Source organism: Cupriavidus pauculus, assembly GCF_008801835.1.
In the GTDB taxonomy this organism is placed as follows: domain Bacteria; phylum Pseudomonadota; class Gammaproteobacteria; order Burkholderiales; family Burkholderiaceae; genus Cupriavidus; species Cupriavidus pauculus.
Genome location: NZ_VZOW01000047.1, coordinates 1 through 25,432, shown reverse-complemented (window position 1 = coordinate 25,432; position 25,432 = coordinate 1). Strand labels below are relative to the sequence as shown.

General features: G+C 62.6%; 24 protein-coding genes. 3 read left to right on the top strand and 21 right to left on the bottom strand.

The window, feature by feature from the left end:
- Positions 1-56 precede the first annotated feature (56 nt).
- Positions 57-668 (top strand): NAD(P)-dependent oxidoreductase, encoded by a 612-nt coding sequence (locus F7R19_RS27365; RefSeq protein ID WP_150982697.1) that lies wholly within the window; start codon positions 57-59, stop codon positions 666-668.
- Between the two features lie 86 nt (positions 669-754).
- Here the strand turns inward: F7R19_RS27365 and F7R19_RS27360 are convergent, their stop codons facing one another.
- The 16 genes from F7R19_RS27360 to ndk all read right to left on the bottom strand — a co-directional run bounded on the left by F7R19_RS27360 (position 755) and on the right by ndk (position 18,264).
- On the bottom strand, positions 755-1,324 hold the full coding sequence (locus tag F7R19_RS27360; RefSeq protein WP_061959136.1) for a phosphoribosyltransferase: 570 nt from the start codon (positions 1,322-1,324) through the stop codon (positions 755-757).
- 137 nt (positions 1,325-1,461) lie between these two features.
- Positions 1,462-2,805, bottom strand: a complete 1,344-nt coding sequence (locus F7R19_RS27355; protein WP_061959137.1) for an adenylosuccinate synthase — start codon at positions 2,803-2,805, stop codon at positions 1,462-1,464.
- Positions 2,806-2,988: 183 nt separating this feature from the next.
- Complete coding sequence (locus tag F7R19_RS27350; protein WP_150982695.1) at positions 2,989-4,140, bottom strand: ATP phosphoribosyltransferase regulatory subunit; 1,152 nt, start codon at positions 4,138-4,140, stop codon at positions 2,989-2,991.
- A 132-nt stretch (positions 4,141-4,272) separates the two neighbouring features.
- Positions 4,273-5,175, bottom strand: coding sequence for a protease modulator HflC (hflC, locus tag F7R19_RS27345; protein ID WP_061959139.1), 903 nt, complete (start codon positions 5,173-5,175; stop codon positions 4,273-4,275).
- Between the two features lie 11 nt (positions 5,176-5,186).
- A complete protein-coding gene (hflK, locus tag F7R19_RS27340) occupies positions 5,187-6,530 on the bottom strand; it encodes an FtsH protease activity modulator HflK (RefSeq protein ID WP_061959140.1) in 1,344 nt (447 codons plus the stop codon).
- Between the two features lie 107 nt (positions 6,531-6,637).
- On the bottom strand, positions 6,638-7,906 hold the full coding sequence (hflX, locus tag F7R19_RS27335) for a GTPase HflX (protein ID WP_150982693.1): 1,269 nt from the start codon (positions 7,904-7,906) through the stop codon (positions 6,638-6,640).
- Positions 7,907-8,154: 248 nt separating this feature from the next.
- On the bottom strand, positions 8,155-8,394 hold the full coding sequence (gene hfq / locus F7R19_RS27330; protein ID WP_061959142.1) for an RNA chaperone Hfq: 240 nt from the start codon (positions 8,392-8,394) through the stop codon (positions 8,155-8,157).
- Positions 8,395-8,605: 211 nt separating this feature from the next.
- Positions 8,606-9,949, bottom strand: coding sequence for a ribosome biogenesis GTPase Der (gene der, locus F7R19_RS27325; protein WP_061959143.1), 1,344 nt, complete (start codon positions 9,947-9,949; stop codon positions 8,606-8,608).
- 221 nt (positions 9,950-10,170) lie between these two features.
- A complete protein-coding gene (gene bamB, locus F7R19_RS27320) occupies positions 10,171-11,322 on the bottom strand; it encodes an outer membrane protein assembly factor BamB (protein ID WP_061959144.1) in 1,152 nt (383 codons plus the stop codon).
- A gap of 41 nt (positions 11,323-11,363) precedes the next feature.
- Positions 11,364-11,993: a YfgM family protein gene (locus tag F7R19_RS27315; protein ID WP_061959145.1), complete on the bottom strand. Its 630-nt coding sequence runs from the start codon at positions 11,991-11,993 to the stop codon at positions 11,364-11,366.
- A gap of 87 nt (positions 11,994-12,080) precedes the next feature.
- Positions 12,081-13,433 carry a histidine--tRNA ligase gene (hisS, locus tag F7R19_RS27310; protein ID WP_150982692.1) on the bottom strand — a complete coding sequence of 451 codons (1,353 nt, stop codon included), beginning with the start codon at positions 13,431-13,433 and terminating at the stop codon, positions 12,081-12,083.
- A 40-nt stretch (positions 13,434-13,473) separates the two neighbouring features.
- A complete protein-coding gene (gene ispG, locus F7R19_RS27305) occupies positions 13,474-14,766 on the bottom strand; it encodes a flavodoxin-dependent (E)-4-hydroxy-3-methylbut-2-enyl-diphosphate synthase (protein WP_061959147.1) in 1,293 nt (430 codons plus the stop codon).
- A 50-nt stretch (positions 14,767-14,816) separates the two neighbouring features.
- Positions 14,817-15,863 carry a RodZ domain-containing protein gene (locus F7R19_RS27300; protein ID WP_150982690.1) on the bottom strand — a complete coding sequence of 349 codons (1,047 nt, stop codon included), beginning with the start codon at positions 15,861-15,863 and terminating at the stop codon, positions 14,817-14,819.
- Positions 15,856-16,635 (bottom strand): type IV pilus biogenesis/stability protein PilW, encoded by a 780-nt coding sequence (pilW, locus tag F7R19_RS27295; RefSeq protein WP_150982689.1) that lies wholly within the window; start codon positions 16,633-16,635, stop codon positions 15,856-15,858. The genes F7R19_RS27300 and pilW overlap by 8 nt, the downstream gene beginning before the upstream one ends.
- Entirely contained in the window at positions 16,632-17,786 is a 1,155-nt protein-coding gene (gene rlmN / locus F7R19_RS27290) for a 23S rRNA (adenine(2503)-C(2))-methyltransferase RlmN (RefSeq protein ID WP_061959156.1), read from the bottom strand. The genes pilW and rlmN overlap by 4 nt, the downstream gene beginning before the upstream one ends.
- A gap of 52 nt (positions 17,787-17,838) precedes the next feature.
- The gene (gene ndk, locus F7R19_RS27285; protein ID WP_061959150.1) at positions 17,839-18,264 is read right to left on the bottom strand and encodes a nucleoside-diphosphate kinase; all 426 of its coding nucleotides are present in this window, start codon (positions 18,262-18,264) and stop codon (positions 17,839-17,841) included.
- A gap of 340 nt (positions 18,265-18,604) precedes the next feature.
- Between ndk and F7R19_RS27280 the strand changes: the two genes are divergently transcribed.
- Positions 18,605-19,312 (top strand): Bax inhibitor-1/YccA family protein, encoded by a 708-nt coding sequence (locus F7R19_RS27280; protein ID WP_061959157.1) that lies wholly within the window; start codon positions 18,605-18,607, stop codon positions 19,310-19,312.
- A gap of 69 nt (positions 19,313-19,381) precedes the next feature.
- Here the strand turns inward: F7R19_RS27280 and rlmD are convergent, their stop codons facing one another.
- Positions 19,382-20,710: a 23S rRNA (uracil(1939)-C(5))-methyltransferase RlmD gene (rlmD, locus tag F7R19_RS27275; RefSeq protein ID WP_150982711.1), complete on the bottom strand. Its 1,329-nt coding sequence runs from the start codon at positions 20,708-20,710 to the stop codon at positions 19,382-19,384.
- A gap of 180 nt (positions 20,711-20,890) precedes the next feature.
- Between rlmD and F7R19_RS27270 the strand changes: the two genes are divergently transcribed.
- Entirely contained in the window at positions 20,891-21,745 is an 855-nt protein-coding gene (locus F7R19_RS27270; RefSeq protein ID WP_150982687.1) for an endonuclease/exonuclease/phosphatase family protein, read from the top strand.
- A gap of 15 nt (positions 21,746-21,760) precedes the next feature.
- Here F7R19_RS27270 and F7R19_RS27265 read toward each other — a convergent pair whose 3' ends face one another.
- From F7R19_RS27265 to F7R19_RS27250, 4 genes are all read right to left on the bottom strand, one after another.
- Complete coding sequence (locus tag F7R19_RS27265; RefSeq protein ID WP_150982685.1) at positions 21,761-22,597, bottom strand: 3'-5' exonuclease; 837 nt, start codon at positions 22,595-22,597, stop codon at positions 21,761-21,763.
- Entirely contained in the window at positions 22,594-23,757 is a 1,164-nt protein-coding gene (gene rpoS / locus F7R19_RS27260; protein WP_150982683.1) for an RNA polymerase sigma factor RpoS, read from the bottom strand. The genes F7R19_RS27265 and rpoS overlap by 4 nt, the downstream gene beginning before the upstream one ends.
- A 6-nt stretch (positions 23,758-23,763) precedes the next feature.
- Positions 23,764-24,648 (bottom strand): peptidoglycan DD-metalloendopeptidase family protein, encoded by an 885-nt coding sequence (locus F7R19_RS27255; protein WP_061959153.1) that lies wholly within the window; start codon positions 24,646-24,648, stop codon positions 23,764-23,766.
- Between the two features lie 8 nt (positions 24,649-24,656).
- Positions 24,657-25,432 (bottom strand): protein-L-isoaspartate(D-aspartate) O-methyltransferase (locus F7R19_RS27250; protein ID WP_150982681.1); only part of this gene is annotated, 776 nt, incomplete at its 5' end.

Below are 25,432 nucleotides of genomic sequence, written 5' to 3'. Positions count from 1 at the left end.
TTTAACCGGATATGTAACCACTACGGTTTCATATTGTTCAACCAAAAGGAAAGACCATGAAAATCGCCATCATTGGTGCAACAGGTAATGTGGGCACCCGCTTGACCGACGAAGCCCTGCGCCGGGGCCACCACGTTCTGGCGCTCGCGCGGCACGCATCGTCGCTGCCACAGCGCGAGGGCGTCACCGCGCACGATGTCGATGTGAGCGATGCGGCTGCGCTCGCGAATGCGTTGCGCGGCAACGATGTTGTGATCAGTTCGGTGCGCTTCCTGCAGACGACGGCGGCGCAGATCACGCAAGCGGTCAAAGCCGCCGGCATCAAGCGCCTGCTGGTAGTGGGCGGCGCTGGTAGCCTTTATGTCGCGCCCGGCGTGCAACTGGTCGACACGCCGAATTTTCCTGATGCGTACAAGGCAGAAGCATCGGCCGGCCGAGATTTTCTCAATGCGCTGCACGGTGAAGACCAACTGGAATGGACCTTCTTGTCGCCGTCAGCGCTATTTGCGCCAGGCGAACGCACCGGAAAATTCCGCCTCGGCAAGGACGATCTACTGACCGCAGCCGACGGAAAGAGCTGGATTTCGATGGAAGATTATTCCATCGCAATGCTCGACGAAATCGAGCGACCGACGCACGTGCGGCAGCGATTTACCGTCGGCTACTGAAACCACGCTGAAATCGGCCGAAATCACCGATAAGGCTTCGCCCATTTGATCGCACGACCGAAAAAGGCGAAGCCTCAGCTCAGCGCCTATGCGGCCGAGTCGTCTTCGAGCAAGCTGGCGCGCTTGCCGCGCTTGAGCCACGCAGCGAGGTTATGCGGACGAAGCGTGTCGTATTCCTCGAACGGCTGGTGAATCCACGGATTCGACGGCAGGAACGTCACGTGGTAATCGGGCTCCACCTTCGAGCACGCCTTGTACCAGAGCACCGCCGAGCGAACTTCCGTCACCGCGGGATAGCGCTCCTGCAAATGCCGCCCCACGCGCTCAAGCGTGACGCCGGAATCGACCAGATCGTCGACCAGCAGGATCTTGCCGGACAACTCGCCGCGCGTCATCGTGATGTACTGCGCGATATCGAGATCGCCCTGTTGCGTACCTGCGGCTTCGCGGTACGAACTAGTGGCCAGAATGGCCAGCGGCACATCAAAAATGCGCGACATCTGATCGCCCACGCGCAGGCCACCGCGTGCCAGGCACAGAATCTTGTCGAACTTCCAGCCCGACTCGTGCACGTTCAGCGCAAGGCGGGCAATCAGGCGGTGGTATTCGTCCCACGAGACCCAAAGGTTCTCGTCGTCATTAATTGGCAGGTTCATGGCGTCTTTTGTTCTATTCGGCTGCAGCAGCGGCCGTTCGATAAAGCATCGGCCCGCATGTCGCGGGCCGAATGGCTTTCGTGAGGCTGCGACGCTCTTGGCGCCGCAGTCAAACTCACTTTGCAGTACCAAGCAAATCAGGCAACCAGGTACGGATGGCGCAGCAGAATCGTTTCGTCGCGATCCGGACCCGTCGAGATCATGTCGATCGGAATGCCAACCACTTCCTCGATGCGCTTCAGGTACACGCGCGCGGCTTCAGGTAGCGCATCCCAGGTCTTCACGCCAAACGTCGACTCGTTCCAGCCCGGGAATTCCTCGTACACGGGCTTGCATGCCGCGACGGCATCGGAGCCACGCGGCAGGATGTCGACGCGCTTGCCGTCGAGCTCGTAGCCGACGCACAGGTTGATCGTTTCCAGGCCATCGAGCACGTCGAGCTTGGTCATGCACAGACCCGACACGCCGTTGATTTGCACAGAGCGCTTCAGGGCTGCGGCATCGAGCCAGCCGGTGCGGCGCGGGCGTCCGGTTACCGAACCGAATTCCTTGCCGACATTGGCCAGACGCACGCCAACGGCGTCCTGGCGGGCAGGATTGTCGTTGTCGTACAGCTCGCTCGGGAACGGGCCCGCGCCAACGCGCGTGCAGTACGCCTTGGTAATGCCAAGGATGTAGTTCAGGCGGCCCGGGCCGACGCCGGCGCCTGCGGTAGCCGCACCAGCGACGCAATTGCTGGACGTGACGAACGGATACGTGCCGTGGTCCACGTCGAGCAGCGTGCCTTGCGCACCTTCGAACATCAGGTTGCCGCCCGCTGCATTCACGGCGTACAGCTCCGCGGAGACGTCGGCCACCATGGGCTTCAGACGCGGCGCGTAGGCCAGCATTTCGTCGAGGATCTGCTGATAGTCGACCGCTTCGGCGCCCAGGTACTGGGTCAGCATGAAGTTATGGAACTCGACGTTTTCGCGCAGGCGCTCGGCGAAGTGTTCGGGGTTGAACAGGTCCTGCACGCGCAGCGCGCGGCGAGCCACCTTGTCTTCATAGGCGGGGCCGATGCCGCGGCCGGTCGTGCCGATCTTGGCGGCGCCGCGACGCGCTTCGCGCGCCTTGTCGATGGCCACGTGATACGGCAGGATCAGCGTCGTTGCTTCGGAAATGCGCAGACGGTTCTGCACCTGCAGGCCTGCCGACTCGAGTTCTTCGATTTCACGGAACAGGGCTTCAGGCGAGAGCACCACGCCGTTCCCGATATAGCAGACCGTGCCTTCGCGCATGATGCCCGACGGGATCAGGCGCAGGATGGTCTTCTTGCCGCCGATGATGAGCGTGTGGCCAGCGTTGTGGCCGCCCTGGAACCGCACCACGCCCTTAGCATGATCGGTAAGCCAATCGACGATTTTTCCTTTGCCTTCGTCACCCCACTGGGTTCCGATCACGACGACATTGCGTCCCTGGCTTACTGCGGATGCGGACATGTTGAATTGGTCAGAAGGTTAAAAACGTATTCTACTCTCGTTGCCGGACGGTTCCCGGTTTCGGGCAGCCGTATGAGAGACGTTTGTCGCCGGTTTTGGGCGATCAAAGGCCCCGACGGGCATCGAACGTCATCCGAGAGCACGGAAAGACGAGCCGGCACGAACGGTCGGCCCGCAGCGAAATCAGCGCGGCACCACCACCCACGCGCCGCCCTGGCGCACCAGTTGCCGGTCGCAATTAAACTCGTCGAGTTCGTGCGTATGGCCCGGCAACGACTGGATGACGATTTCGCCGGCGTCGCGCAGCGCAGCAATGGCGCCGCGCAGCGCGGGATCGGAATCCCACGGGGCGAAAATCGCCAGCGCGCGGACTTCCACGGGCGACAGCGCGGCAACTTCGCGCAGGTCCAGCGAAAAGCCCGTCGCCGGGCGCGCACGGCCAAACGCTTCGCCTACTTTGTCGTAACGGCCGCCACGGGCGACGTAGTTGGGTAGGCCCGAAACATAGGCGGTAAACATCACGCCACTGTGATAGTGGTAACCGCGCAAATCGGCAAGATCGAGATTCACACTCGCGCCTCGCACCCGACCGGCAAGCGCGGCCAGTTCGTCGAGGGCCCGGCCGATCGCCGGGCTGGCGGGCAACGTGGCGCGTGCGCGCTCGATCACCTCCAGGCCGCCATAAAGCGTGGGCAACGCCAGCAATGCATCGCGCTCGGTTGCGGGCAGATCCCGGGTCAGCTCGCGCAGCGCAGGGACATCCTTGGTCTCCAGCGCGGAGAACATCGCGTCCTCGATGTCGCGCACGGACGGCAGCGCCGCCAGCAGTGCTTCGAGAATGCCCGCGTGACACAGATCGAGCCGGATATCGGCAAGCCCGGCCGCCTGAAGCGCAGCCAGCATCAGTTCCTGGATCTCGACGTCAGCTTCAAGCCCCGCGTGGCCATAGATTTCAGCGCCGATCTGGATCGGCTCACGCGTGGCGTGGAAGCCCGCGGGACGCGCATGCAGCACATTTCCGGCATAACAGAGGCGCGTCACACCCGGACGGTTCAGCAAATGGGCGTCGATACGCGCTACTTGCGGCGTGATATCAGCGCGCAGGCCCATGGTCCGCCCCGACAGTTGGTCGACCAGCTTGAGCGTGCGCAGATCGAGATCGTGGCCGGTGCCGGTGAGCAGCGACTCCAGGTACTCGAGCATGGGCGGCATGACCAGCTCATAGCCATAGGTCCGGAACAGATCCAGCATGCGGCGGCGCAACTCTTCGATTTTGCGCGCTTCCGACGGCAGGACGTCGGCGATATTTTCAGGCAGGAGCCAGCGGTTGGACATGTAAGTCTCTTCTATCAAAAACACGGCCGGTAAGGCGTTGGCGCCCCCAGCCGGACAAAACCCCGGGCGGACCGGGGTTTCGTCGAATGTTGCGTTTTAGGGCGCATGCACGCCCGGCGCGCGGTCTACCGGCTACTTCTTGCCGCCCGCAGCGGCTGGCGCGGCGTTACCGCCGGACGAGCGCATGTAGCGGAAGAAGTCCGAGTTCGGCTCCAGTACCATCACGTTGCCCTTGTCGCGGAACGTGTTGCGGTAAGCCTCCATGCTGCGCCAGAACTGCGCGAAGCTGGGATCCCTGCCGAACGCGTCGGCATAGAGCTGAGATGCCTTGGCATCGCCCTCGCCCTTGACGATCTGCGCATCGCGATAGGCCTCGGCCAGGACGACTTCGCGCTGGCGATCGGCATCGGCGCGGATTTTCTCACCTTCCGCTGCGCCCGTCGAACGCAATTCGTTGGCGACGCGCTTGCGCTCGGCCTCCATGCGGCGATAGACCGACTCGCTGATCGCCGGCAGCAGATCCACGCGCTTCAGGCGCACATCGAGGATTTCCACCCCGACGGACTGTGCGTATTCGGCCATGCCGGCGCGGATATTCTGCATGACCTTCTCGCGCTCGCCGGCCACCACATCGGCCACCGTGCGCTTGCCGAATTCTTCACGTGCCACGGAGTCGATACGCTGCGTCATGCGGTCTTGGGCGCCCCGCACGTTGCCGGCGAACGCCACGAAGAACTTGCGCGGATCGGTGATGCGCCATTTGACGAACCAATCCACGACCATCGATTTCTTCTCGGCGGTCAGGAAGCGCTCGCTGGCGGCAACGTCGATGGTCTGCAGGCGGCGGTCCATGAACACCACATTCTGCAGCGGCGGCGGCAGCTTGAAATGCAGGCCTGGTTCGCGCACCACCTGCTTGATTTCGCCAAATGCGAAAACCACGGCGTATTGGCGCTGATCGACGACGAAAAGCATCGACGAGACAACCGCCAGCAGGATAAACAGGCCAATCGCGAAGGAAATCAGTCGGTTCATGACGGCTCTCCTTAGCGAACGTCACGGTCGCGGTTGCGCATGGCTTCACGCGACCGGATATCCTGCGAACCCACGTCCGGCACAGCCGGTGCGTTCGTACCTGGCGCCGGGGCCGGCGTCGTGGCCGACGACGACTGCACCTGCGACATCAGCTTGTCCAGCGGCAGGTACAGCAGGTTGTTCCCCGATTTGGCATCGACAAGAATCTTGTTCGAATTGCTGTAGATCTGCTGCATGGTCTCCAGATAGATTCGGTCGCGCGTCACTTGAGGCGCCTTTGCATACTCGGTTTGCACGGAACGGAAACGTGCCGCGTCACCCTCGGCTTGCGCCACAACGCGCGCGCGATAGGCCTCGGACTCTTCCTTGAGCCGCGCCGCGGTACCCTTGGCGCGAGGCAGGATGTCGTTCGCGTAGGCCTGGCCTTCGCTGATCGCTCGCTCGCGATCCTGGCTTGCCTTGTTCACGTCGTCGAATGCCGCCTGAACCTGCTCGGGCGGCTGCACGCTCTGCACGTTCACCGAAATCACGCGGATGCCGGTCTTGTAGGCCGACAGGATCGACTGGATCGACTTGGCCAGGCCCTGCGCGATCTGTTCGCGGTTTTCGTAGAGCACCGAATCCATGCGGTTGCGGCCGACGATCTCACGCACCGATGTCTCCGCGGCCTGCGTCACGAGTTCTTCGTCGCCACCGCGATCGGTCTTGTTGAAGAACAGATATTCGGTGGCGTCCTGGATGTCGTACTGCACGGTAAAGCGGACGTCGATGATGTTCTCGTCCTGCGTCAGCATCGACGAATCTTTCAGGTTGCTGTCCTTGATCGACGTGGCGCGCCCCACTTCCACAGAACGCACGGCCGACAGGTTCACGACCTCGGCCGACTGGATCGGCCATGGCGCCCGCCAGTTGATACCGGGGCCGGTGGTGTACTTGAACTTGCCGAACTGCAGAATCACGGCGGTCTGCCCTTCCTGGACCATGAAGAAACCGCTGGCGAGCCAGATGCCGACAACTGCGGCAACAATCACGCCGATGCCAATGTTTGATCCCTTGCCGGCGGGGCGCTGGCCGTTGCCGAAACCCTGGCCGCCTCCGCCATTGTCCTTGCGCCCGAGCAGGCCGCTCAAACGGCGATTGAAATCGCGCCAGAGCTCGTCAAGGTCGGGCGGACCGTCTTGCGGGCGCTGGTTCTGCTGGCGACCCTTGTCTTTATCTTCATCATCCTGTCCGTTACGGCCCCAACGAGGATCGTTCAACGAGAAGATGGCGCGCAGGCGGGGCCAGCGCGCAAACCGCGGGGCGCGGTTGCCTGGCACGATATGCGAGTCAGGATTCCGGGGGAACAGGGACATGAAGAGCACGGGTCCGGGAAAGTTTGGAACAGGGGGATTCTAGCAGCCATCTTGATCACTTTTGCTCAAAATCCCCTAATCAGACAGTCATTCGCTGCCAACCGCGATCAGATTGATCGGTCTGGCCGCCGATCGGGGCCATTTTCGGTCCGATCTTCGTGGTCGCCGTCGTGTTCGTCGGCATCCCATTCGCCAGCATCCGGCGGCAGCGGCGAGCCGTCCAGGCGCGGGTCGTATGGCGCCGGCGCGTCGGGTTGCGACGCGAGCCATTGCGCCACCTCGACAATCGCTTCGCGCAGGCCGTCGAGTCCCAGACCCTCGCGTGCCGACAGGAACACGCGGGTCGGCACGCCGTCCTCATCACGCTCGACGCGCGGGCCCTGCTCCAGCAATTCGGGCATCGCGTCGATCTTGTTCATCACGACGATCTGCGGAATGTCCGATGCGTCGATTTCCGCCAGTACGCGGTTGACCTGCTCGATCTGCTCGTGACGCACGGGACTCGATGCATCCACCACATGCAGCAGCAGATCGGCATGCACCGTTTCGTCGAGCGTGGCGCGGAACGCCGCCACAAGCTGCGTCGGCAGATCACGGATGAATCCGACGGTGTCGGACAGCACCACGTTGCCGAGACCGTCCAGAAACAACCGGCGCGATGTGGTGTCGAGCGTCGCGAACAGTTGATCCGCCGCGTATGCACGGGCCTTGGTCAATGCGTTGAAAAGCGTGGACTTCCCCGCATTGGTGTAACCCACCAGTGAGATGCTCAGCGTGTCATTGCGCGCACGGGCACGACGCTGGGTATGGTGCTGCCGTTGCAATCGCGCCAGATCGGACTTGAGCCGTTTTGCGCGTTCGTCGAGCATCCGGCGGTCCAGCTCCAACTGGCGTTCTCCTGGGCCGCCGCGCATACCGATGCCGCCCTTCTGCCGCTCGAGGTGGCTCCATGCACGAACCAGGCGCGACGCCTGGTATTGCACCTGCGCCAGTTCCACTTGCACCTTGCCCACGTGGCTTTGCGCCCGCTGCCCGAAGATATCGAGGATCAGGCCAGTGCGGTCGATCACATGGCGCTGCAGAAAGCGCTCGAGATTGCGCTGCTGCGCCGGGCTCAACGCATGGTTGAAGACCACCACGTCGGCGTCCAGCGCATCAGCGGCCTGCCGGAGTTCCTCGGCCTTGCCCGAACCGATGAAGAGCGCGGGATCCGGTCGCGAGCGCTTGCCGGTCAGCGTATGCACCGGCACCGAGCCGGCCGTGCTCGTCAGCAGAGCCAGTTCCGAGAGGCTTTCCTGAAAATCGTGCTTGCCAAAATCCACGCCGACAAGAATGGCGCGCGATGGCTCGGTCTGGGATGTAGCTCTGGGTTGCAAGCGGATGGACGCGTGGCGCCGGAAAAAGTGGTTGGGAAAACTGTTACCAATACAGCAACGACTGACCCGACCGCGACAAGTTGCCGCGCCCGGAGGCCGCAAAGCGCCGGGGCGAAATGGAGTTCGATCGGGAAACGGTTGCTGCGGACGATGCCGGGCTGGTAACGCACAAACAGCCGGACAGCAAAGGCGGGGACATGCAATGCGACGGCCGCATGCAAATACGGCCGTCCACTAACGAGGAAAAATCAGGCCTCGGTGGAATCATCCACACGGAAATTCACCGCGCGCGCAGGCACGACGGTAGAAATCGCATGCTTGTACACCATCTGCGTCACCGTGTTGCGCAACAGGACGACGTACTGGTCGAACGACTCGATATTGCCTTGCAGCTTGATGCCATTGACGAGGTAGATGGAAACCGGCACGTGCTCTTTGCGCAGCGCGTTCAGGAACGGGTCTTGTAGCAATTGCCCTTTGTTGCTCATGGCACACTCCAAATTTATAGATTTAGTGATGGATCATGGGGACGAAAGTCCCCGGTTCAAGTCGGTTGACGCAAAAACGCGTCAGAAAAAAGATCAAAAGCGGTACCAGTCTGGCATCAACGCGCAGGGCTCCCCCTGCTACCGTGAATTTAGCCTCAGTTCCAAACGAACGCAAACGAAACTTGGTCGCAAGGAACGGCACCTTTTTGGCTCAATCCTTCGATTCGGCATACGGGTTTTTGTTCGTACGGAATTCGATGCGCAACGGTGTGCCCTTGAGTTTGAACGCCTCGCGGAAGCGGTTTTCCAGATAACGCTTGTAGCTGTCGGTGATGTTCTGCAGACCGTTGCCATGGATCACAACGATCGGCGGGTTGGATCCACCCTGGTGCGCGTAGCGCAGCTTCGGCCGCGACACGCCCGCACGCTTGGGCTGCTGGAACTCCACCGCTTCCTGCAGGACGCGCGTCAACTGGGGCGTCGGCAACTTGACCATCGCCGCCGCGAACGCGTCGTCGATCGAGCGGAACAATGCGCCGATGCCGGTGCGTTCCTTCGCCGACACAAAGTGGAAATTCGCGAAACTCAGAAACTGCAGCTTGCGCTCGAGATCATGCTTGACGCGGTCGCGCTGATGGCCATCCAGGCCATCCCACTTGTTGACGCCAACCACCAATGCACGGCCCGATTCGACGATAAACCCGGCGATATGCGCATCCTGCTCGGAAATGTCCTGTTGGGCATCGAGCAACAGCACCACGACGTTGGCATCCGCGATCGACTGGAGCGTCTTCACCACCGAAAATTTCTCGATCGCTTCGAACACTTTCCCGCGCTTGCGCAACCCGGCCGTATCGATCAGCGTATAAGGCCGGCCACCGCGTTCGAACTCGACGTAGATCGCATCGCGAGTGGTACCCGGCATGTCGAACGCAATCACACGCTCTTCGCCGATCAGCGTATTGACCAGCGTGGACTTGCCGACGTTGGGCCGTCCGACGATGGCGATCTTGGTGCCGCGCTGGTCGGCCGCGCTCTCTTCGGCCAGCTCCGGCCGCTCCTGAACCGCCAGTTCCAGCGCCTCGTCGACCAGTTCGCGCACGCCGTCGCCGTGCGTGGACGAAATCGCATAGGGGTCGCCCATGCCGAGTTCGTAGAAGTCCGCCGCCACCGACGTGTACTTCATTCCTTCCGCCTTGTTGACGGCTAGCATTATGCGACGCCCCGTTTTACGGAGGTAATCGGCGATCACGCGGTCCTGCGGCGCCAGGCCCAGGCGGCCGTCCACCAGGAAGATGACGACATCCGCCTCGACCACCGCCTGGCGCGTCTGTTTGGCCATTTCGGCGACGATCCCGTCCTTGGCGACCGGCTCGAAGCCGCCGGTATCGATAACAATGAACGGACGATCGCCGATGCGCCCCTCGCCGTAATGGCGGTCGCGCGTCAGGCCCGGCAAGTCGGCGACGAGGGCGTCGCGCGAGCGGGTCATGCGATTGAATAGCGTCGACTTGCCCACATTGGGCCGGCCGACGAGTGCGATAACTGGTTTCATGCGATAAACGGAAACAGGGGGCGGCTCGCGCCGTCCCCCAGCAACTCCGGAGTCATGTTGATCCGACAACCAATGTGCTCAGCGCCACTGGCCTCTTTTCCTGTCGGGCGGATGCGGGGCATCTACCCCAATCCGCTGTTGTTGGCACGACCAGGGATCATGCTACCGGATTGGCACCGCCCATGCGACAGGGGCACGGGCGGGCTTGCGTGCGTTGGCGATCAGTTCGGCACGAAGCCGTAGACATCGCCGTCGCGGGTCTGGACCACCAGCGTCTGACCTGCCGTGACGGGTGCGGCACTGATGGCACTGCCGTCGGTCTTCATCCGCGCCAGGATCGTGCCGTCTTCCCGCGAAAGAAAGTGGACAAAGCCTTCGTAGTCGCCCACCACCACCGAGCGGCCCACCGTAGCCGGCGCGCCAAGGTTACGGTAGCGCAGATCGGTATTCTTCCAGCGCTCGTTGCCGTTCTGGCGATCGAACGAGAAGACCGTCGACGACTCGTCGCTGGCAAACAGCGAAGTTTCGTCCTGGGCCAGACCGGCGGGCGAGGAAAAATCCTTGCCCCACTGCGGCTGACCATTGGCAAGTTCCAGACACGATACCCGACCCTGGAAGGTCGTGGCGCAAACCTGCCGACCCAACACCGCGGGAACGCCGGTCACATCGTTCAGGCGCTCGATTTCGGACACACCCTTGGGGTACGAAACCGTGCTTTCCCACCGCAGCACGCCATTGCCCGGCGCCAGCACACCGAGCTTGCCGCCCGGAAAGCCCATGACGACGCCGTCGCCGGCGAACACCATGCCCATCGCGGCACGGAGGTTCAGCGGCGTCTGGGAACGCTGGTAGATCCAGCGGCGATCGCCGGAGCCTGCGTCCAGCCCAATGACACGCGTATCGGTGGTCCGCACGATCACAAGGCCGTTGCCAACCAGCGGGGCCGACAGCACTTCGCCGTTGACCTGCTTCTTCCAGAGCTGCTTGCCGCTCTTGTCGAACGCGTAGATCGCGCCCTTTTCGCCCGCCACCGCGGTGATATCGCCATCCGAACCGGGGCCGGACGTCAGGTCGAGATCGGTCTTCGCCTTCCAGAGCGTCTGCCCGCTGGCGGCGTCAAGCGCCATGACCGAACCGTTTTTAGCCGATACGAAAACAGCGTTGCCGGCCGCCACGGGCGCCATGACATACGGGCCGCTTTTGCCCACATCGGCCTTCCACGCCTGCTTGACCGACAAGGTGGCGGAAACCGGCTTCAACTCGGTGGGCTTGTGCTTGTTTTCCTTGCTGAACAGCGAGCAACCGGCCAGCAGGCCGAGACAGGCCCCGGCCAGAAGCGTGCGCGAAGCGGCTGTACGAAGCAATGACGTCATAGGAAGCGGTCCTGAATATTTGAATAAGGTCGGCAACCCGCTCAAGCGGTGCCCAATGCGTCGAGCTTGAACTGGATGATCTGGCGCATGCCAGCCTCGCCCGCGCCGAGCTTTTCCAGTGCGCGGCGATAAGCCGCACGTGCGTCTTCGCGCTTGTCCTGCGCGGCAAGCAGATCGCCGCGACGATCCGCGAACAGTCCCGCGTATTGCGCAGGCTCGTCCTTCAGCAGCGCCAGGCCCTGGTCGTACGCTTTCTCGTCGAGCAGCACACCGGCCAGGCGCACGCGGGCCAAAGGCGCGTAGTTATCATCGCCATGATCGATCACCCACTGCAGCTGGGTCTTGGCGCCAGCCAGATCACCTGCGTCGTACAGCACCTTGGCTGCAGTCAGCGCGCTCATCGGGCCATACGCCGTGCGGCCGAACTTCTCCTCGAGATCGGTGGCGGCGCGCTTGACGCGCTCGGCATCGCGCGACTCCGCGGCCTTTGTCACCTGCTCGTACAGGACGGCAGCATCGGCGGCCTGCGTGCGCTGCCAGTACTTCCAGCCCAACCACCCTGCCAGAGCGAGCAACACCACAATCAACGCCCAGGTGACAGTATTTCCGTACTGGTTCCACCAGGCCTTGAGACTTTCCAGCTGTTCCTGTTCTTCTAGATCGTAAGCCATGTCGAGGCAGCTACCCGCATTGGTTGAAATTGACACGGCCGCTTCCGGTGACGGCAGCGGCCGTGGAACTTGATATCGACGAAAGCGTTATTGCTCGTCGTCCTCGTCGTCAGACTCGATCTGGTCGACCATTGCATCGATGATGAAGTCGACCACGTTTTCCGCCGGCACACTTGTCTGCGGACCGCCTTCAGCGGCATTGCCGCTGCGCAGTTGCTTGACCTGCACCGTGCCCGCCGCGATTTCGTCCTCGCCAATGATAACGGCAAAGGAAGCGCCGCTTGCGTCCGCGCGTTTCATCTGCGACTTGAAACTGCCGCTCTTGCCGTCGGGCGTGGCGTGAAGCACCACGTCCAGACCCGCGTCGCGCAGACGTTCCGCCGCGATCATCGCCTGCAGGCTAGCCGCCTCGCCTTGGTGGACCATATAGATGTCGCACCCCGGCGCTTCCGGCGTCAACTTCTCCTCGCGGATCAGTTCGATGATCCGCTCGATACCCATTGCCCAGCCACAGGCTGGCGTCGGCTTGCCGCCCATCTGCTGGATCAGCGGATCGTAGCGGCCGCCGCCAGCGATCGTGCCCTGCGCGCCAAGCTTGTCGGTGATCCACTCGAACACCGTCAGGTTGTAGTAATCGAGGCCGCGCACGAGACGCGGGTTGATCTTGAACGGGATGTTGTTGGCCTTGAGGATGCGCTGCACGCCGTCGAAATGCGCGAGCGACTCCTCACCGAGGAAATCGATCAGCTTGGGGGCGTTGGCCGCCATCTCCTGCAGCGCCGGATTCTTGGTGTCCAGCACCCGCAGCGGATTGGTGTACAGACGTCGCTTGCCGTCTTCATCGAGAATGTCCTGGAAGCCCTCGAGATACTTGATCAGTTCCTCGCGGTGCGCCGCGCGTTCGTGCGCCTGCCCCAGCGAATTCAACTCCAGGCGGACGTTGGTCAGGCCCAGGTCGTCCCACAGGCGTTGACACATCAGGATGATTTCGGCATCGACATCCGGGCCCGCAAAGCCAAGCGCTTCCGCACCGAGTTGGTGAAACTGACGATAGCGGCCGCGCTGCGGCTTTTCATGCCGGAACATCGGCCCCGTGTACCACAGCCGCTTCGGGCCGTCGTACAGCAGGTTGTGCTCGATGATCGAACGCACCGCGGCCGCCGTCCCTTCCGGGCGCAGCGTCAGATTCTCGCCGTTCAGCGAATCGGTGAAGGAATACATTTCCTTCTCGACGATGTCCGTCACCTCGCCAATGCCACGGACAAACAGCTGGGTATGCTCGACGATCGGCGTGCGGATTTGTTGATAACCATAGGCGCGCAGCATGCTGCGCGCGGCGTTCTCGAACATTTCCCACAACGGGGCGTCGGCGGGCAGCATGTCGTTCATGCCCTTCACGCCCTGCAGTGCCTTTGCGGCCTTCGTCTTGTCTTCGCTCATGTTTTCGTCGTTGATTCCAGTGCCTCCCAAGCGCATGCGCTCAGGCCACTGCTTGCTGTGTTGCCTGTTTCGCGCCCGGGCCATAGTGCGAGCGGACATACTCGTCCACGATCGCCTGGAATTCCTGGGCAATATTGTCGCCGCGCAGCGTCTTGACCTTGACCCCGTCGACGAATACCGGCGCCGCCGGCGATTCGCCCGATCCGGGCAGGGAAATACCGATATTCGCGTGCTTGCTTTCGCCCGGACCGTTGACGATGCAGCCCATCACGGCCACATCCATTTCCTCGACGCCTGGATAGGCATTCTTCCAGACCGGCATCTGCTCGCGCAGGTACGACTGGATGCTCGCGGCCAGTTCCTGGAAGGTCGTACTGGTAGTCCGGCCGCAGCCGGGACATGCGATGACCATTGGGGTGAAATTGCGCAGCCCCATCGTCTGCAGGATTTCCTGGCCGACGTAGACTTCCTTCTCGCGCGGCGCGCCCGGTTCGGGTGTCAGCGAAATACGGATGGTGTCGCCGATGCCTTCCTGCATCAGCACCGACAACGCGGCAGTCGATGCAACGATGCCCTTGCTGCCCATCCCGGCCTCTGTCAGGCCCAGGTGCAGCGCGTATTCGCAACGGCGTGACAGTTCGCGATATACCGCGATCAGGTCCTGCACTTGCGAAACCTTGCACGACAGAATGATCTGGTTGCCAGGCAGGCCGATTTCCTCGGCCTTCTGCGCGGATTCGATCGCCGAGGTGATCAGCGCCTCGATCATCACGTTTTGCGCCGGCCATGGCGTCGCGCGATTGGCGTTTTCGTCCATGATGCGGGCGAGCAATTCCTGATCCAGGCTGCCCCAGTTCACGCCGATGCGGACGGCCTTGTCATAGCGGCAAGCCATCTCGATCATCTCGGCAAACTGTTTGTCGCGCTTGGCGCCCTTGCCGACGTTGCCGGGGTTGATGCGGTACTTCGACAAGGCCTGCGCGCACTCGGGAAAATCGTGCAGCAGCGTATGGCCGTTGTAGTGGAAATCGCCCACCAGCGGAACATTCACGCCCATGCGGTCGAGTTGCTCGCGAATCGCGGGAACGGCCGCCGCGGCCTCCGGCGTGTTCACGGTGATGCGGACGATCTCGGACCCGGCACGCGCCAGTTCCTTGATCTGGATGGCCGTGCCGATCGCGTCGACCGTATCGGTGTTCGTCATCGACTGCACGCGCACCGGCGCACCGCCACCGATCGTCACGACGTTATCGCCCCAAACGACGCTGGCCTTGCGCGATACGCGACGCGGCAGCGGACCCGGAATGACCGGCTGGGAAACGTTCTGATTCATTGCATTACCACCTTCATCAAGCATGGTTGACTGCGCTGCCACGGCCCACGCTACTGCAGGGTCAGGCGCGCCACGTTATTCCGGTTGGCGGACTGGAAGTCGACGGGCGCGCCATTGTGCGCCACGGATTCCACGCCTTTCACGTTACCGAGGACGACCTTGTACGGCCCCCCCGCGCCGCTGGACGATACGGTGTCGCCAGCCTTCGCCGTTCCGCCAAGAATGACCTTGCCGGTACGGTCACGCACTTCGTACCAACTGTCGGCGGCAAAACGGATTTGAACAGCGCTGTCGCCCGACGGAGGCGTAGCACCGGAAGAATTTTTTGATACGGCGGGCGCCGGAGATTGAGCCGGTGCCGGGGATTGGGCCGGCGCCAGCGCTCCGCCCGTGGCCAGCGGCATTTCCGCTGGCGCGGGCGCGGCCGAGGCCGGAACGGCTTCCGAAGGTGCCGGCGAATCGTTACCGGCCATCACCGGCGGCAATGCGGCGGTGATCGTGCCGTCGCCATTGCTCTGCCGCGTAGCGGGGTCCTCGGCCGGCCCCGCCGCTACGACGGCAGCAGGCGCCGCGGCACTGTTGCGCGCCTCGTCAAACCACGCCTTCGCGCGATCGAAGCCAAAATATGCGCCAGCCCCCACCAACGCCACGACGCACACCAGCCAGAGCCAACGGCCACCCGCCCCGCCGCCCTTGGAACCGAACCGCTTGCGATCGTCGAACGCCTGGTTGATCGCGCCCTCGTGCCGTCGCGTGATGCCGGTCACGGGCATGGCCTGCGCCTGCGCGTGATAACGCCCCAGCAGATTGTCGATATCGATTTGCAGCGTACGTGCATAGGCGCGCATCACGCCTTTGGCAAACGTCACATCGGCCAGGCTCGACACATCGCCGGCCTCGATCGCCACAAGCTTGCTCGGCGACACCTTCAGCCGTGCGCTGACATCCTCGAGCGACAGGCGTTGCGCTTCCCGACCATCCTTCAGCTGTGCCCCGATTTCGCGGGCCACGGCCTCGCGGTCGGAGTCTCGTGCCGCGCCGCCGCCGACGAATGTCGTCGTTGTAGCCTGGCTTTCGGCGCGCTCTTGATCACTCATCCCAAGCTCCTCTTTCGTATGCTGTCAGCTCACGAGAATCGGGAAACCGATTGCGCAGTTCCGCGATCATCGCGCTCTGCGTCTGGGCGTCGCCCTGCCGATGAGCAATGCGCGCGCCCAGCCAGAGGGATTGCGCGTTGACAAAACGGCTGCCGTTGACGCGACCGACATATTGTTTGGCCTGCGCCATGTCCCCGCGTTGATAGTTCAGTTGTGCGAGCCCCATGATCACCGTGGGATCGTTGCGGTCGTAACCGTAGGCCGCCTGCAGGCTCTTTTCCGCGCCCGCCAGATCGCCGTTGCGCATCTCGCAGGCGCCAAGATTTGTCAGCGGCTTCACCGGCCCATTGACCGACGGCGCTTGCACGGCGCGCTGCAATGTCGCCTTGCCGTCCGCGTAGCGGTTGGTCTGACACAGAAACCAGCCGTAGTTGTTGAGCACATCGGGATCGTTCGCACGCATGTTCAGCGCCGTGCGGAAGCTGTCCTCGGCCAGCGCGCTCTCGTTCATGCCCATGTAGATCAGGGCGCGGACGTGATAGGCATCCACGTTGGTGGGATCGATGCTGATGGCCTGCTTGACCTCGTCAAGCGCCACCGGATACTGACGCGCCTCGAGGTACTGCGTAGCAAGACGCAAACGGATGGCGGCGCGTTTATTTGCGCTGGTCTGATCGGAGGCAGTCTTGATGTCCTGCGTCGGTGCGCTGGGCAACGTACAGGCGGACAGCATCAACAGCCCTGTGAGGGCAGCGACTATCAGACGAGTCATGCAGGACGGGCCTCTTTTCGAGCGGGACTAGCCGCGACCGGAACCAGCGGCGTGATCTTGCCGAACTTGCCGCGCTCGGCAAGCCGGGTTCGATCCATGACCTCGCCAGCCAGTTGCCCGCAGGCGGCGTCGATATCGTCGCCGCGGGTCTTGCGGATCGTGGTGACGATGCCCGCATCCAACAGCACCTGGGCGAAGCGGCGGATCTGCTCGTTATTCGAGCGCTTCAGACCGGATTCCGGGAACGGATTGAATGGGATCAGGTTGAACTTGCATGGCACATCGGCCACCAACTTCAACAGTTCCCGCGCATGCTCGACGGTGTCGTTGACGCCGTCGAGCATGCAATATTCGAATGTAACGAAATCGCGCGGCGCGAATTCCAGATAGCGACGGCATGCCGCCATCAATTCGGCCAGCGGATATTTGCGATTGAGCGGAACCAGCACGTCGCGCAATGCATCGTTCGACGCGTGCAGCGATACGGCCAGCGCCACCGGCAGGTCCTTCGACAGGCGGTCCATCATCGGCACCACGCCCGACGTGGAAAGCGTGACGCGACGGCGCGACAAGCCGTAGGCGTTGTCGTCGAGCATCAGCCGCATGGCCGGCACGACTGCATCGTAATTGAGCAGCGGCTCGCCCATGCCCATCATCACCACATTGGAGATGACGCGGTCGTCCTTCGGGCCACGGCCCAGCTGGGTGCGCATCGCGAATTCGGCCATCCAGAGCTGACCGATGATTTCGCCGGTCGACAGGTTGCGGGAGAAGCCCTGCTTGCCAGTCGAGCAGAATCGGCAATTGACGGCGCATCCCGCCTGGGACGAAACGCACAGCGTGCCGCGCGTTTCCTCGGGGATGTACACCGTTTCCACGGCATTTCCGGCGCCAACGTCGATCAGCCATTTGCGCGTGCCATCGGCCGACAGGTTGTCGGTGATGACGGCAGGCGCACGGATCTCGGCGCGCGTCGCAAGCTTTTCGCGCAGCGACTTGGCGAGATCCGACATGGCGTCGAAGCGGCTGGCGCCGAACTGGTGGATCCAGCGTTGCAACTGCCGCGCACGGAAAGGCTTCTCGCCGAGCTCGCCGCAATAAGCGGTGAGCGCGTCCGCGTCGAGGTCGAGCAGGTTGACGAGATCATTCATGACGGCAGTTTCCAGCTTTGACAACAGGTTCAGTCGTGATGTCTAAAGACAATCAACGGCTGTAAACGTTCATGCCCGGGAAGAAGAACGACACTTCAACCGCGGCGGTTTCAGGTGCATCCGAACCGTGCACTGCGTTGGCATCGATGCTGTCGGCGAAATCGGCGCGGATCGTGCCCTTTTCAGCCTTCTTCGGGTCGGTGGCGCCCATCAGGTCGCGGTTCTTGGCGATTGCGTTTTCGCCTTCCAGGGCCTGGATCATGACCGGGCCCGAAACCATGAAGTCAACCAGGTCCTTGAAGAACGGGCGCTCCTTATGGACCGCGTAGAACTGCTCGGCTTCACCGCGCGACAGGTGAACCATCTTGGCAGCAACGATCTTGAGGCCGGCGGCCTCGAAACGGGCGTAGATCTGGCCGATAACGTTCTTGGCCACGGCATCCGGCTTGATAATCGACAGGGTGCGTTCGATCGCCATGAAAAACTCCGAAAAATGAAGGGGTTACAAATGGATTAAACGTGCAATTCTAGCACGACCGCATGGCGGATTCGAATATGGCCGGCGATGGTGGACATGGCGCACTCTCGGACATCGGCGCACCGCGAATTTGATATTCATAAATCACATTACAATCGTGAAATGTGGGAACACCCCGCCTGCACGCGCGTCCAAATGTTGGCGTTTTCGGAAAACAACTATTCACAGGGGTAATTGTCAAGACAAGGCCCCTTGCAAATCCGCGGGCGCGATGCCACATTGGCGCTGTGCCGTCGGGTCGTCCCGGCGCCTCACCGTATATCTGATGACAGGAGTCATGATGAACAACAAGCTGAATACCTATGGATTCGGCAATAGTGCAGCGGGAGTCACCGATGTGGCCGTCCGCAACCGGGTCCTCCGCAATACCTATTGGCTGCTGGCGCTGTCGATGGTGCCGACGGTCCTCGGCGCCTGGATCGGCGTCGTAACCGGCTTCACGGCGCTGATCTCTGGCAGCCCGATGATGTCGGCCCTGCTCTTCCTGGCCGTCGCCTTCGGCTTCATGTTCGCGATCGAGAAGACCAAGAACAGCAGCATGGGCGTGGTCCTGCTGCTGGGCTTCACGTTCTTCATGGGACTGATGCTGGCACGCATCCTGAGCATTACGCTGTCGTACTCCAACGGCCCGGCGCTGATCATGTATGCGTTCGGCGGCACCGCCGCGGTGTTCGGCGCGATGGCAACCATCGCCACGGTCAGCAAGCGCGATTTCTCGGGAATCGCCAAGTTCCTGTTCGTCGGCGTGATCCTGCTGATTCTGGCAAGCCTGGCCAACATCTGGCTGCAACTGCCGGCTCTGATGATCACCGTGTCGGTCATCGCCATCGGCATCTTCTCGGCGTTCATCCTGATCGACGTGCAGCGCGTGGTGAATGGAGGCGAGACCAACTACATCACGGCGACGCTCGCGATTTATCTCGATGTCTACAACGTGTTTGTGAATCTGCTTTCGCTGCTGGGGATCTTCGGCGGCAGTCGCGATTGACGTGACATTACAGTCAACAAAAAACCGCCCGAGGGCGGTTTTTTGTTGTGCCGGACGCGGCCTCGCCGTTTAGTCGCGCTCGAATACCGCGATGGATTCCACGTGCGAGGTGTGCGGGAACATGTTGACCACCCCGGCGCCCGCCAGACGGTAGCCGGCCTCATGCACCAGCAGTCCGGCGTCGCGCGCGAGCGTGGCGGGGCTACACGACACATAGACGATGCGCTTGGGCAACACGTCGCTGCCGGCCTGATTCAGCTCGCCCAAGGCCTTGCAGACGGCCAGCGCCCCTTCGCGCGGTGGGTCCACGAGCCAGCGATCGAAGCGGCCCAGCGCGGCGATGTCTTCCGCGCTCACCTCGAACAGGTTGCGGCACGCAAACGTGGTCTTGTCGGCCAGCCCGTTGTACTGCGCATTCGCCAGCGCGCGCGTGGTCAGCGCTTCGCTGCCTTCGATACCGGTCACCGACGCACCCTGCGTGGCCAACGGCAGCGTGAAATTGCCAATCCCGCAAAACAGGTCGAGCAGTCGATCGGTCGGCTGCGCATCGAGAAGCCGCAGTGCGCGTCCGATCAGCACACGATTGATCTGATGGTTGACCTGCGTGAAATCCGTCGGCTTGAACGGCATGCGGATGCCGAATTCCGGCAGCGTATAGGCCAGTTCCTGCTCTGCGGGATAAAACGGATAAACGGTGTCCGGCCCCTTCGGCTGCAGCCAGAACTGGACCCGGTGCTGGTCGGCGAACGCGCGCAGCAGGTCTTTGTCCGCGTCGTTGAGCGGTTCGAGGATGCGAAGCACCAGGGCCGTTACCTCGGCGCCCATCGCCAGCTCGATCTGCGGCATGCGCTCGCGGATCGACAATCCCGAAACTAGCTCGCGCAATGGCACAAGCATCGCCGATACATGCGGCGGCAAGATCTCGCAGCGCGTCATATCGGCCACGTAGCTGCTCTTGCGCTCGTGGAATCCCACCAGGACGCCGCCCTTCTTGGCCACGTAGCGCACCGTCAGGCGAGCGCGGTAGCGATAGCCCCAGTCGGGACCGGCGATCGGCCGGAACACTACATCGGGCTTCACCTTGGAGAGGTGCCAGAGGTTGTCTTCGAGCACGCGCTGCTTGATCGCCAATTGCGCGCGCGAATCGAGATGCTGCATCGAGCATCCGCCGCAAACGCCAAAGTGCTGGCAACCCGGCTTCACGCGCATCACCGACGGCTGCTTGACCTCGACCAGATGCGCTTGTTCGTAGCTCGGCTTGCGGCGAAAGCTCTTGTAGCTGACGGTTTCGCCCGGCAGCGCGCCTTCAACGAAAATCACCTTGCCGGGGGTGCCGTCGTCGTTCTCCAGACGGCCGACGCCCCGCGCCTCCATGTCGAGGCTATGGATCGTGACAATGGGATCGGCGGGCGGATGCGATGCGCTGGCTGCGGCACCTGGCTGGGCCGATTGGGTAGACGGGGAAGACACGGCTTGAGACACCAGTGGGACCTGACGTATTGTTTTGCGAAAGCGCGATTGTAGTCCAGTCAGGAAGCCGTCACGACAGACATGCGTGGCGCAACGGAGCAGATCACCATGGAACTGATTTCGTGGAACATCCAGTGGGGTCGCGGCGTCGATGGGCGGGTCGATCTGGCGCGCATCGTCCAGACCATGCGCGACATGGCGGACGCAGATGTGCTGTGCCTGCAGGAGGTGACGCGCGGATTTACGGATATGGCTGGACAGCCGCAACACGACCAGATCGCCGAACTACGCGCCTTGCTGCCTGGCTATCGCGTGATGTTCGCGCCGGGCGTGGACCGCGTGCACGGCGACGGCACGCAGCGTCAATTCGGCAACGTCATCGCCACACGGCTGCCGGTGCTCGAGATTTTTCGACATGCGCTGCCGTGGCCTGCCGATCCGGACGTGGCGTCGATGCCGCGTGTCGCGCTCGAAGTCACGCTGATGGAAAACGCCAAGCCGCTGCGCGTCATCTGCACGCATCTCGAGTACTACTCGAAGACCCAGCGCGCCGCGCAGGCCGATGCGCTGCGCCAGTGGCACGCCGAAGCCTGCGCCCACGCGCAACGTCCGGGCAAATCCGAAAAGAGACCCGGCCCCTTCACGCCCGAGCCACGCCCTGCCTCGGCGATTCTTTGCGGGGATTTCAACAGCAGGCCCGATGACATCGCTTATCGAAGAGTGCTGGAGCCATACACCGACACCACACTGAACTGGCGCGATGCCTGGTGTCATGCGCACCCCGGCCAGCCCCATGCACCAACCTGCGGCCTGTACGACAAGGAACAGTGGCCGGAACCAGCGTTCGCCTGCGATTTCGTGTTCGTTACTGACGACCTGCTGCCGCGCTTGGACAGCTGCGAAGTCGATGGACAGAGCCGCGCGTCCGATCACCAGCCACTGCTGCTGAAACTGCGGCCGTAAGAACGCACCGACTGCTCACGCGTCGTCTTCCAATTCAGGGCTCATCGGCTGCAGGCGGAACGCGCGCAGATAGTCCATCCATTGCGCGCCCGGCAGCTCGGCCAGCGTTTCCTGCACGAGTGACACTTCCATGTCGAACTCGCGCGGCGTGAGGCCGCCGCGCATCAACTGAAATCGGCAATACACCAGGTATGTATTGACGACGTCGGTTTCGCAATAGTCGCGGATTTCGCTGAGCTTGTTTTCCTGGAAAGCCTGCCAGACCTTGCTGCCGTCCATGCCCATCTTGCCCGGAAAACCGCATAGCTTGGCCAGATCATCGAGCGGCGCGCTGGCTCTGGGCTGATACATCGCCAGCAGGTCCATCAGGTCCAGATGCCGCATGTGGTAGCGGCTGATGTAGTTGTTCCACTTGAAGTCGCGGCTGTCGTCGTCGCGACCTTCGCCCATTTCCCAGTAGCGCGGGGCCGCCACGCCATGGATCAGGCCTCGATAGTGCAGCACTGGAAGGTCGAAACCGCCGCCGTTCCACGACACCAGTTGCGGACTGTAACGCGCAATCAGTTCGTAGAACTTCTGGATCAATGTGGCTTCGCCATCCTCGAGCGTGCCCAGCGATCCGACGTGGAAAACAGCGGAGCCATCGCGCTGGGTCCGGCGCAGCACGCACGAGATGGCGGCCACGCGCTGCAGGTAATGCGGCAGGAAATCGGAGCCGGTCTTTTCCCGGCGGGCAGCAAATGCATGTTCGGCGACTTCCGCGTCGCTCATCGATGCAGGATGGTCATGCAAACGGCGCAGGCCGTCGACATCGGGAATCGTCTCGATGTCGAATACCAGCACAGGGGTCATAAAACTGCGTCCTTGCGTACACCTTGCGAAGCGAAATGCCGCTTGAGCTTGACCAGCGCCTCCTGCTGGATCTGACGCACGCGTTCGCGCGTGAGACCCATCTCCTCGGCCAGCTCTTCAAGCGTGGCCGGCTCGATATGGTTGAGGCCGAAACGGCGCTCCACCACATAGCGATGTTTCTCCGACAGGCGCGCCAGCCAGAGTTTCATCAGGTTCTCCAACTCGCGGTGAGCCACTTCCTGATCGGGCGCGGCGTTATGCTCGTCGGACAGAAAATCGAGCAGGCTGGAACCGGGATCGAGATCGAACGGCGTATCTAGCGAGGTGGTGTGTTCATTGAGTGCCAGCACGTCCTGCACCTCGTCCGGCGTCTTGCCGAGCAGGTGGGCGATGTCCTCGAGGCTGGCGTCGCGGCCGTCGGTGCCACCTTTTTCAAGATGGCGCTTGGCGCGCAGGACCTGGTTGAGTTCGCGAATCACGTGCACCGGCAGGCGTACGGTGCGCGCCTGGTTCATGATCGCGCGCTCGATGCTCTGGCGGATCCACCACGTGGCATACGTCGAGAAACGGAAGCCGCGCGACGGATCGAATTTCTCGATCGCGTGCATCAACCCCAGGTTGCCTTCCTCGATCAGATCGAGCAGCGGCACCCCGCGATTGAGATAACCCTTCGCGATGCTGACGACCAGACGCAGATTGCGCTCGATCATCACTTGCCGCGCGGAAAAATCACCGCCCTTGGCCAGCGTGGAAAAGTGCAATTCCTCGGGCGCCGAGAGCAGCGGCTTGATGCTGATGCGATTCAGATAGTGCTGGACGGTATCGGCGGCCAGCTCCGTGTGCAGCACGGTGCGGAAGTCGTCAGGCTCGGGCGCGGCTTCGCTGCTGGCCTCTTCCTCTTCGTCTTCCGATTCGTCGTCGCCTTCGTCATCGTGATCGGATTCGTCCGCGCCGTTTGCCTCGGCGCGGCGGCTCGCTCGCGACATGGGGGCGATAGGCTCATCGGTGACGGGCACCATGTCGGAGGCCGGATCGGCGCCGAGCACTTCGGCATCGATCTCGTCGTCAGGTTGTCTCGCCACTCCAGCCTTTCCTTCCGGCTGCTTGGGACGACGGGTCCTGCTGACAACTCCGGATGAGACAGTTTTCTGGCGTGGCATGAAACCTCACTGTGGCGGCAGATACCGCATCGGATCGACCGGTTTTCCGTTCTTGCGAACCTCGAAGTGCAGCTTGACCCTGTCAGTATCACTGTTACCCATTTCGGCAATCTTCTGGCCCTTGCGGACCGTTGACTGCTCTGCCACCAGCACCTTGTCGTTATGACCGTAGGCGGTGAGATACGTGTCGTTGTGCTTGATGATGACAAGATTCCCGTAGCCGCGCAAGGGGCCAACATGAATCACGCGACCGTCATCGGCAGCGGTTACAGGATCGCCTTTTTTGCCCCCGATATCGATGCCCTTGTTGCCCTTGTCGTCAAATTTCCCGATCAATTGACCGGTAGCCGGCCAGGCCAGACGCACGTCGCCAGCAGGCGCCGAAGCACCGGCCGATGCGGTTGCCGCGGGCGGCAGCGCTGCAGGTGCGGAAGACGCGACAGGGGCGCTCGACGATGCGCTCATCGGCGTGCCAACGGGACGCGAGGCGTCGATCGGCTGCGCCTGCACGGTACCCGGTGCGACCGGCACGGTGGCCACGCCCGGCGCGGCGTTGACGTCCGCGCTCGGCGGCACCACGCGCAGCAACTGGCCGACCTCGATCTGGTTGGCATTGGCCATGTTGTTCCACGCGGCCACATCGCGATAGGACTGGCCGTTTTCCAGAGCGATACGGTAAAGGGTATCGCCACGCTTGACCCGATAGTATCCGGGCGGCGCGGGTTCCACCGGCGCAGCGCTGGCCTGGCCCGGCGCGCCACCGGTTGTGCGGTCCACCACGGGGGCGGGCATGGGCGAATTGGCGCAGGCCGCCAGCACGGCCGCGCAGGCAACGACGCTGAGGTGCTGTCCGATTCGTGCGAGATTCTTCGGATTCACGATGTTGTGCATAGTTCGACTCAGATGGTGCCCGATTTTAAAGGCACAAAGAAAACAGCTTCAAGCGCGGTTCGGTGAAACCGATGCCGATTGAGGCGCTCGATCAGCAAAAGTTGCTGGGTGACCGTCTGGCCTTGGGCGCCGCCGCCGGTGGCCACCACGGGTGCGATCAGACGCCCACCGATGGCCAGTTGCTCCAGCAGTGCCTGCGGCACTTCCATCCCCGCGGCCGCGAGGATGATCGATGAGAACGGCGCCGCCTGCGGCAACCCCAGCATGCCGTCGCCGTAGTGCAGGCGAATGTTCGGCACGCGCAGCGGACGCAGGTTGGCCTTGGCCTGTTCGTGCAGCGGACGGATCCGCTCAATGGAGAACACTTCCTGCGCCACCAGGCTCAACACTGCAGCCTGATAGCCACAACCCGTGCCGATTTCCAGCACGCGGGACAGTGGCTGCTCTGCCGGCAGCCCTTCGCGCAGCAGCTCAATCATGCGCGCCACCACGGAAGGCTTCGAGATTGTCTGCTGGTGGCCGATCGGCAGCGCCGCATCCTCGTAAGCCTGCGAGGCGAGACCAGGTTCCATGAAGAGATGGCGAGGCACGGTCGCGATCGCGCTCAGCACACGCTCGTCGCGAATGCCGCCAGCGCGCAGGCGCGCTGCCAGTGCCGCCCGTGCGCGATCCGACGCCATGCCGCCTCCGCCCGCCCGCGCCGCGGACGTGCGCGCCTCCACCGCGCTGCCGGGCGCAGGCGGCGCCTTCATGGCCCAGCACGACAGGGGAGAGGCCCTCGGGG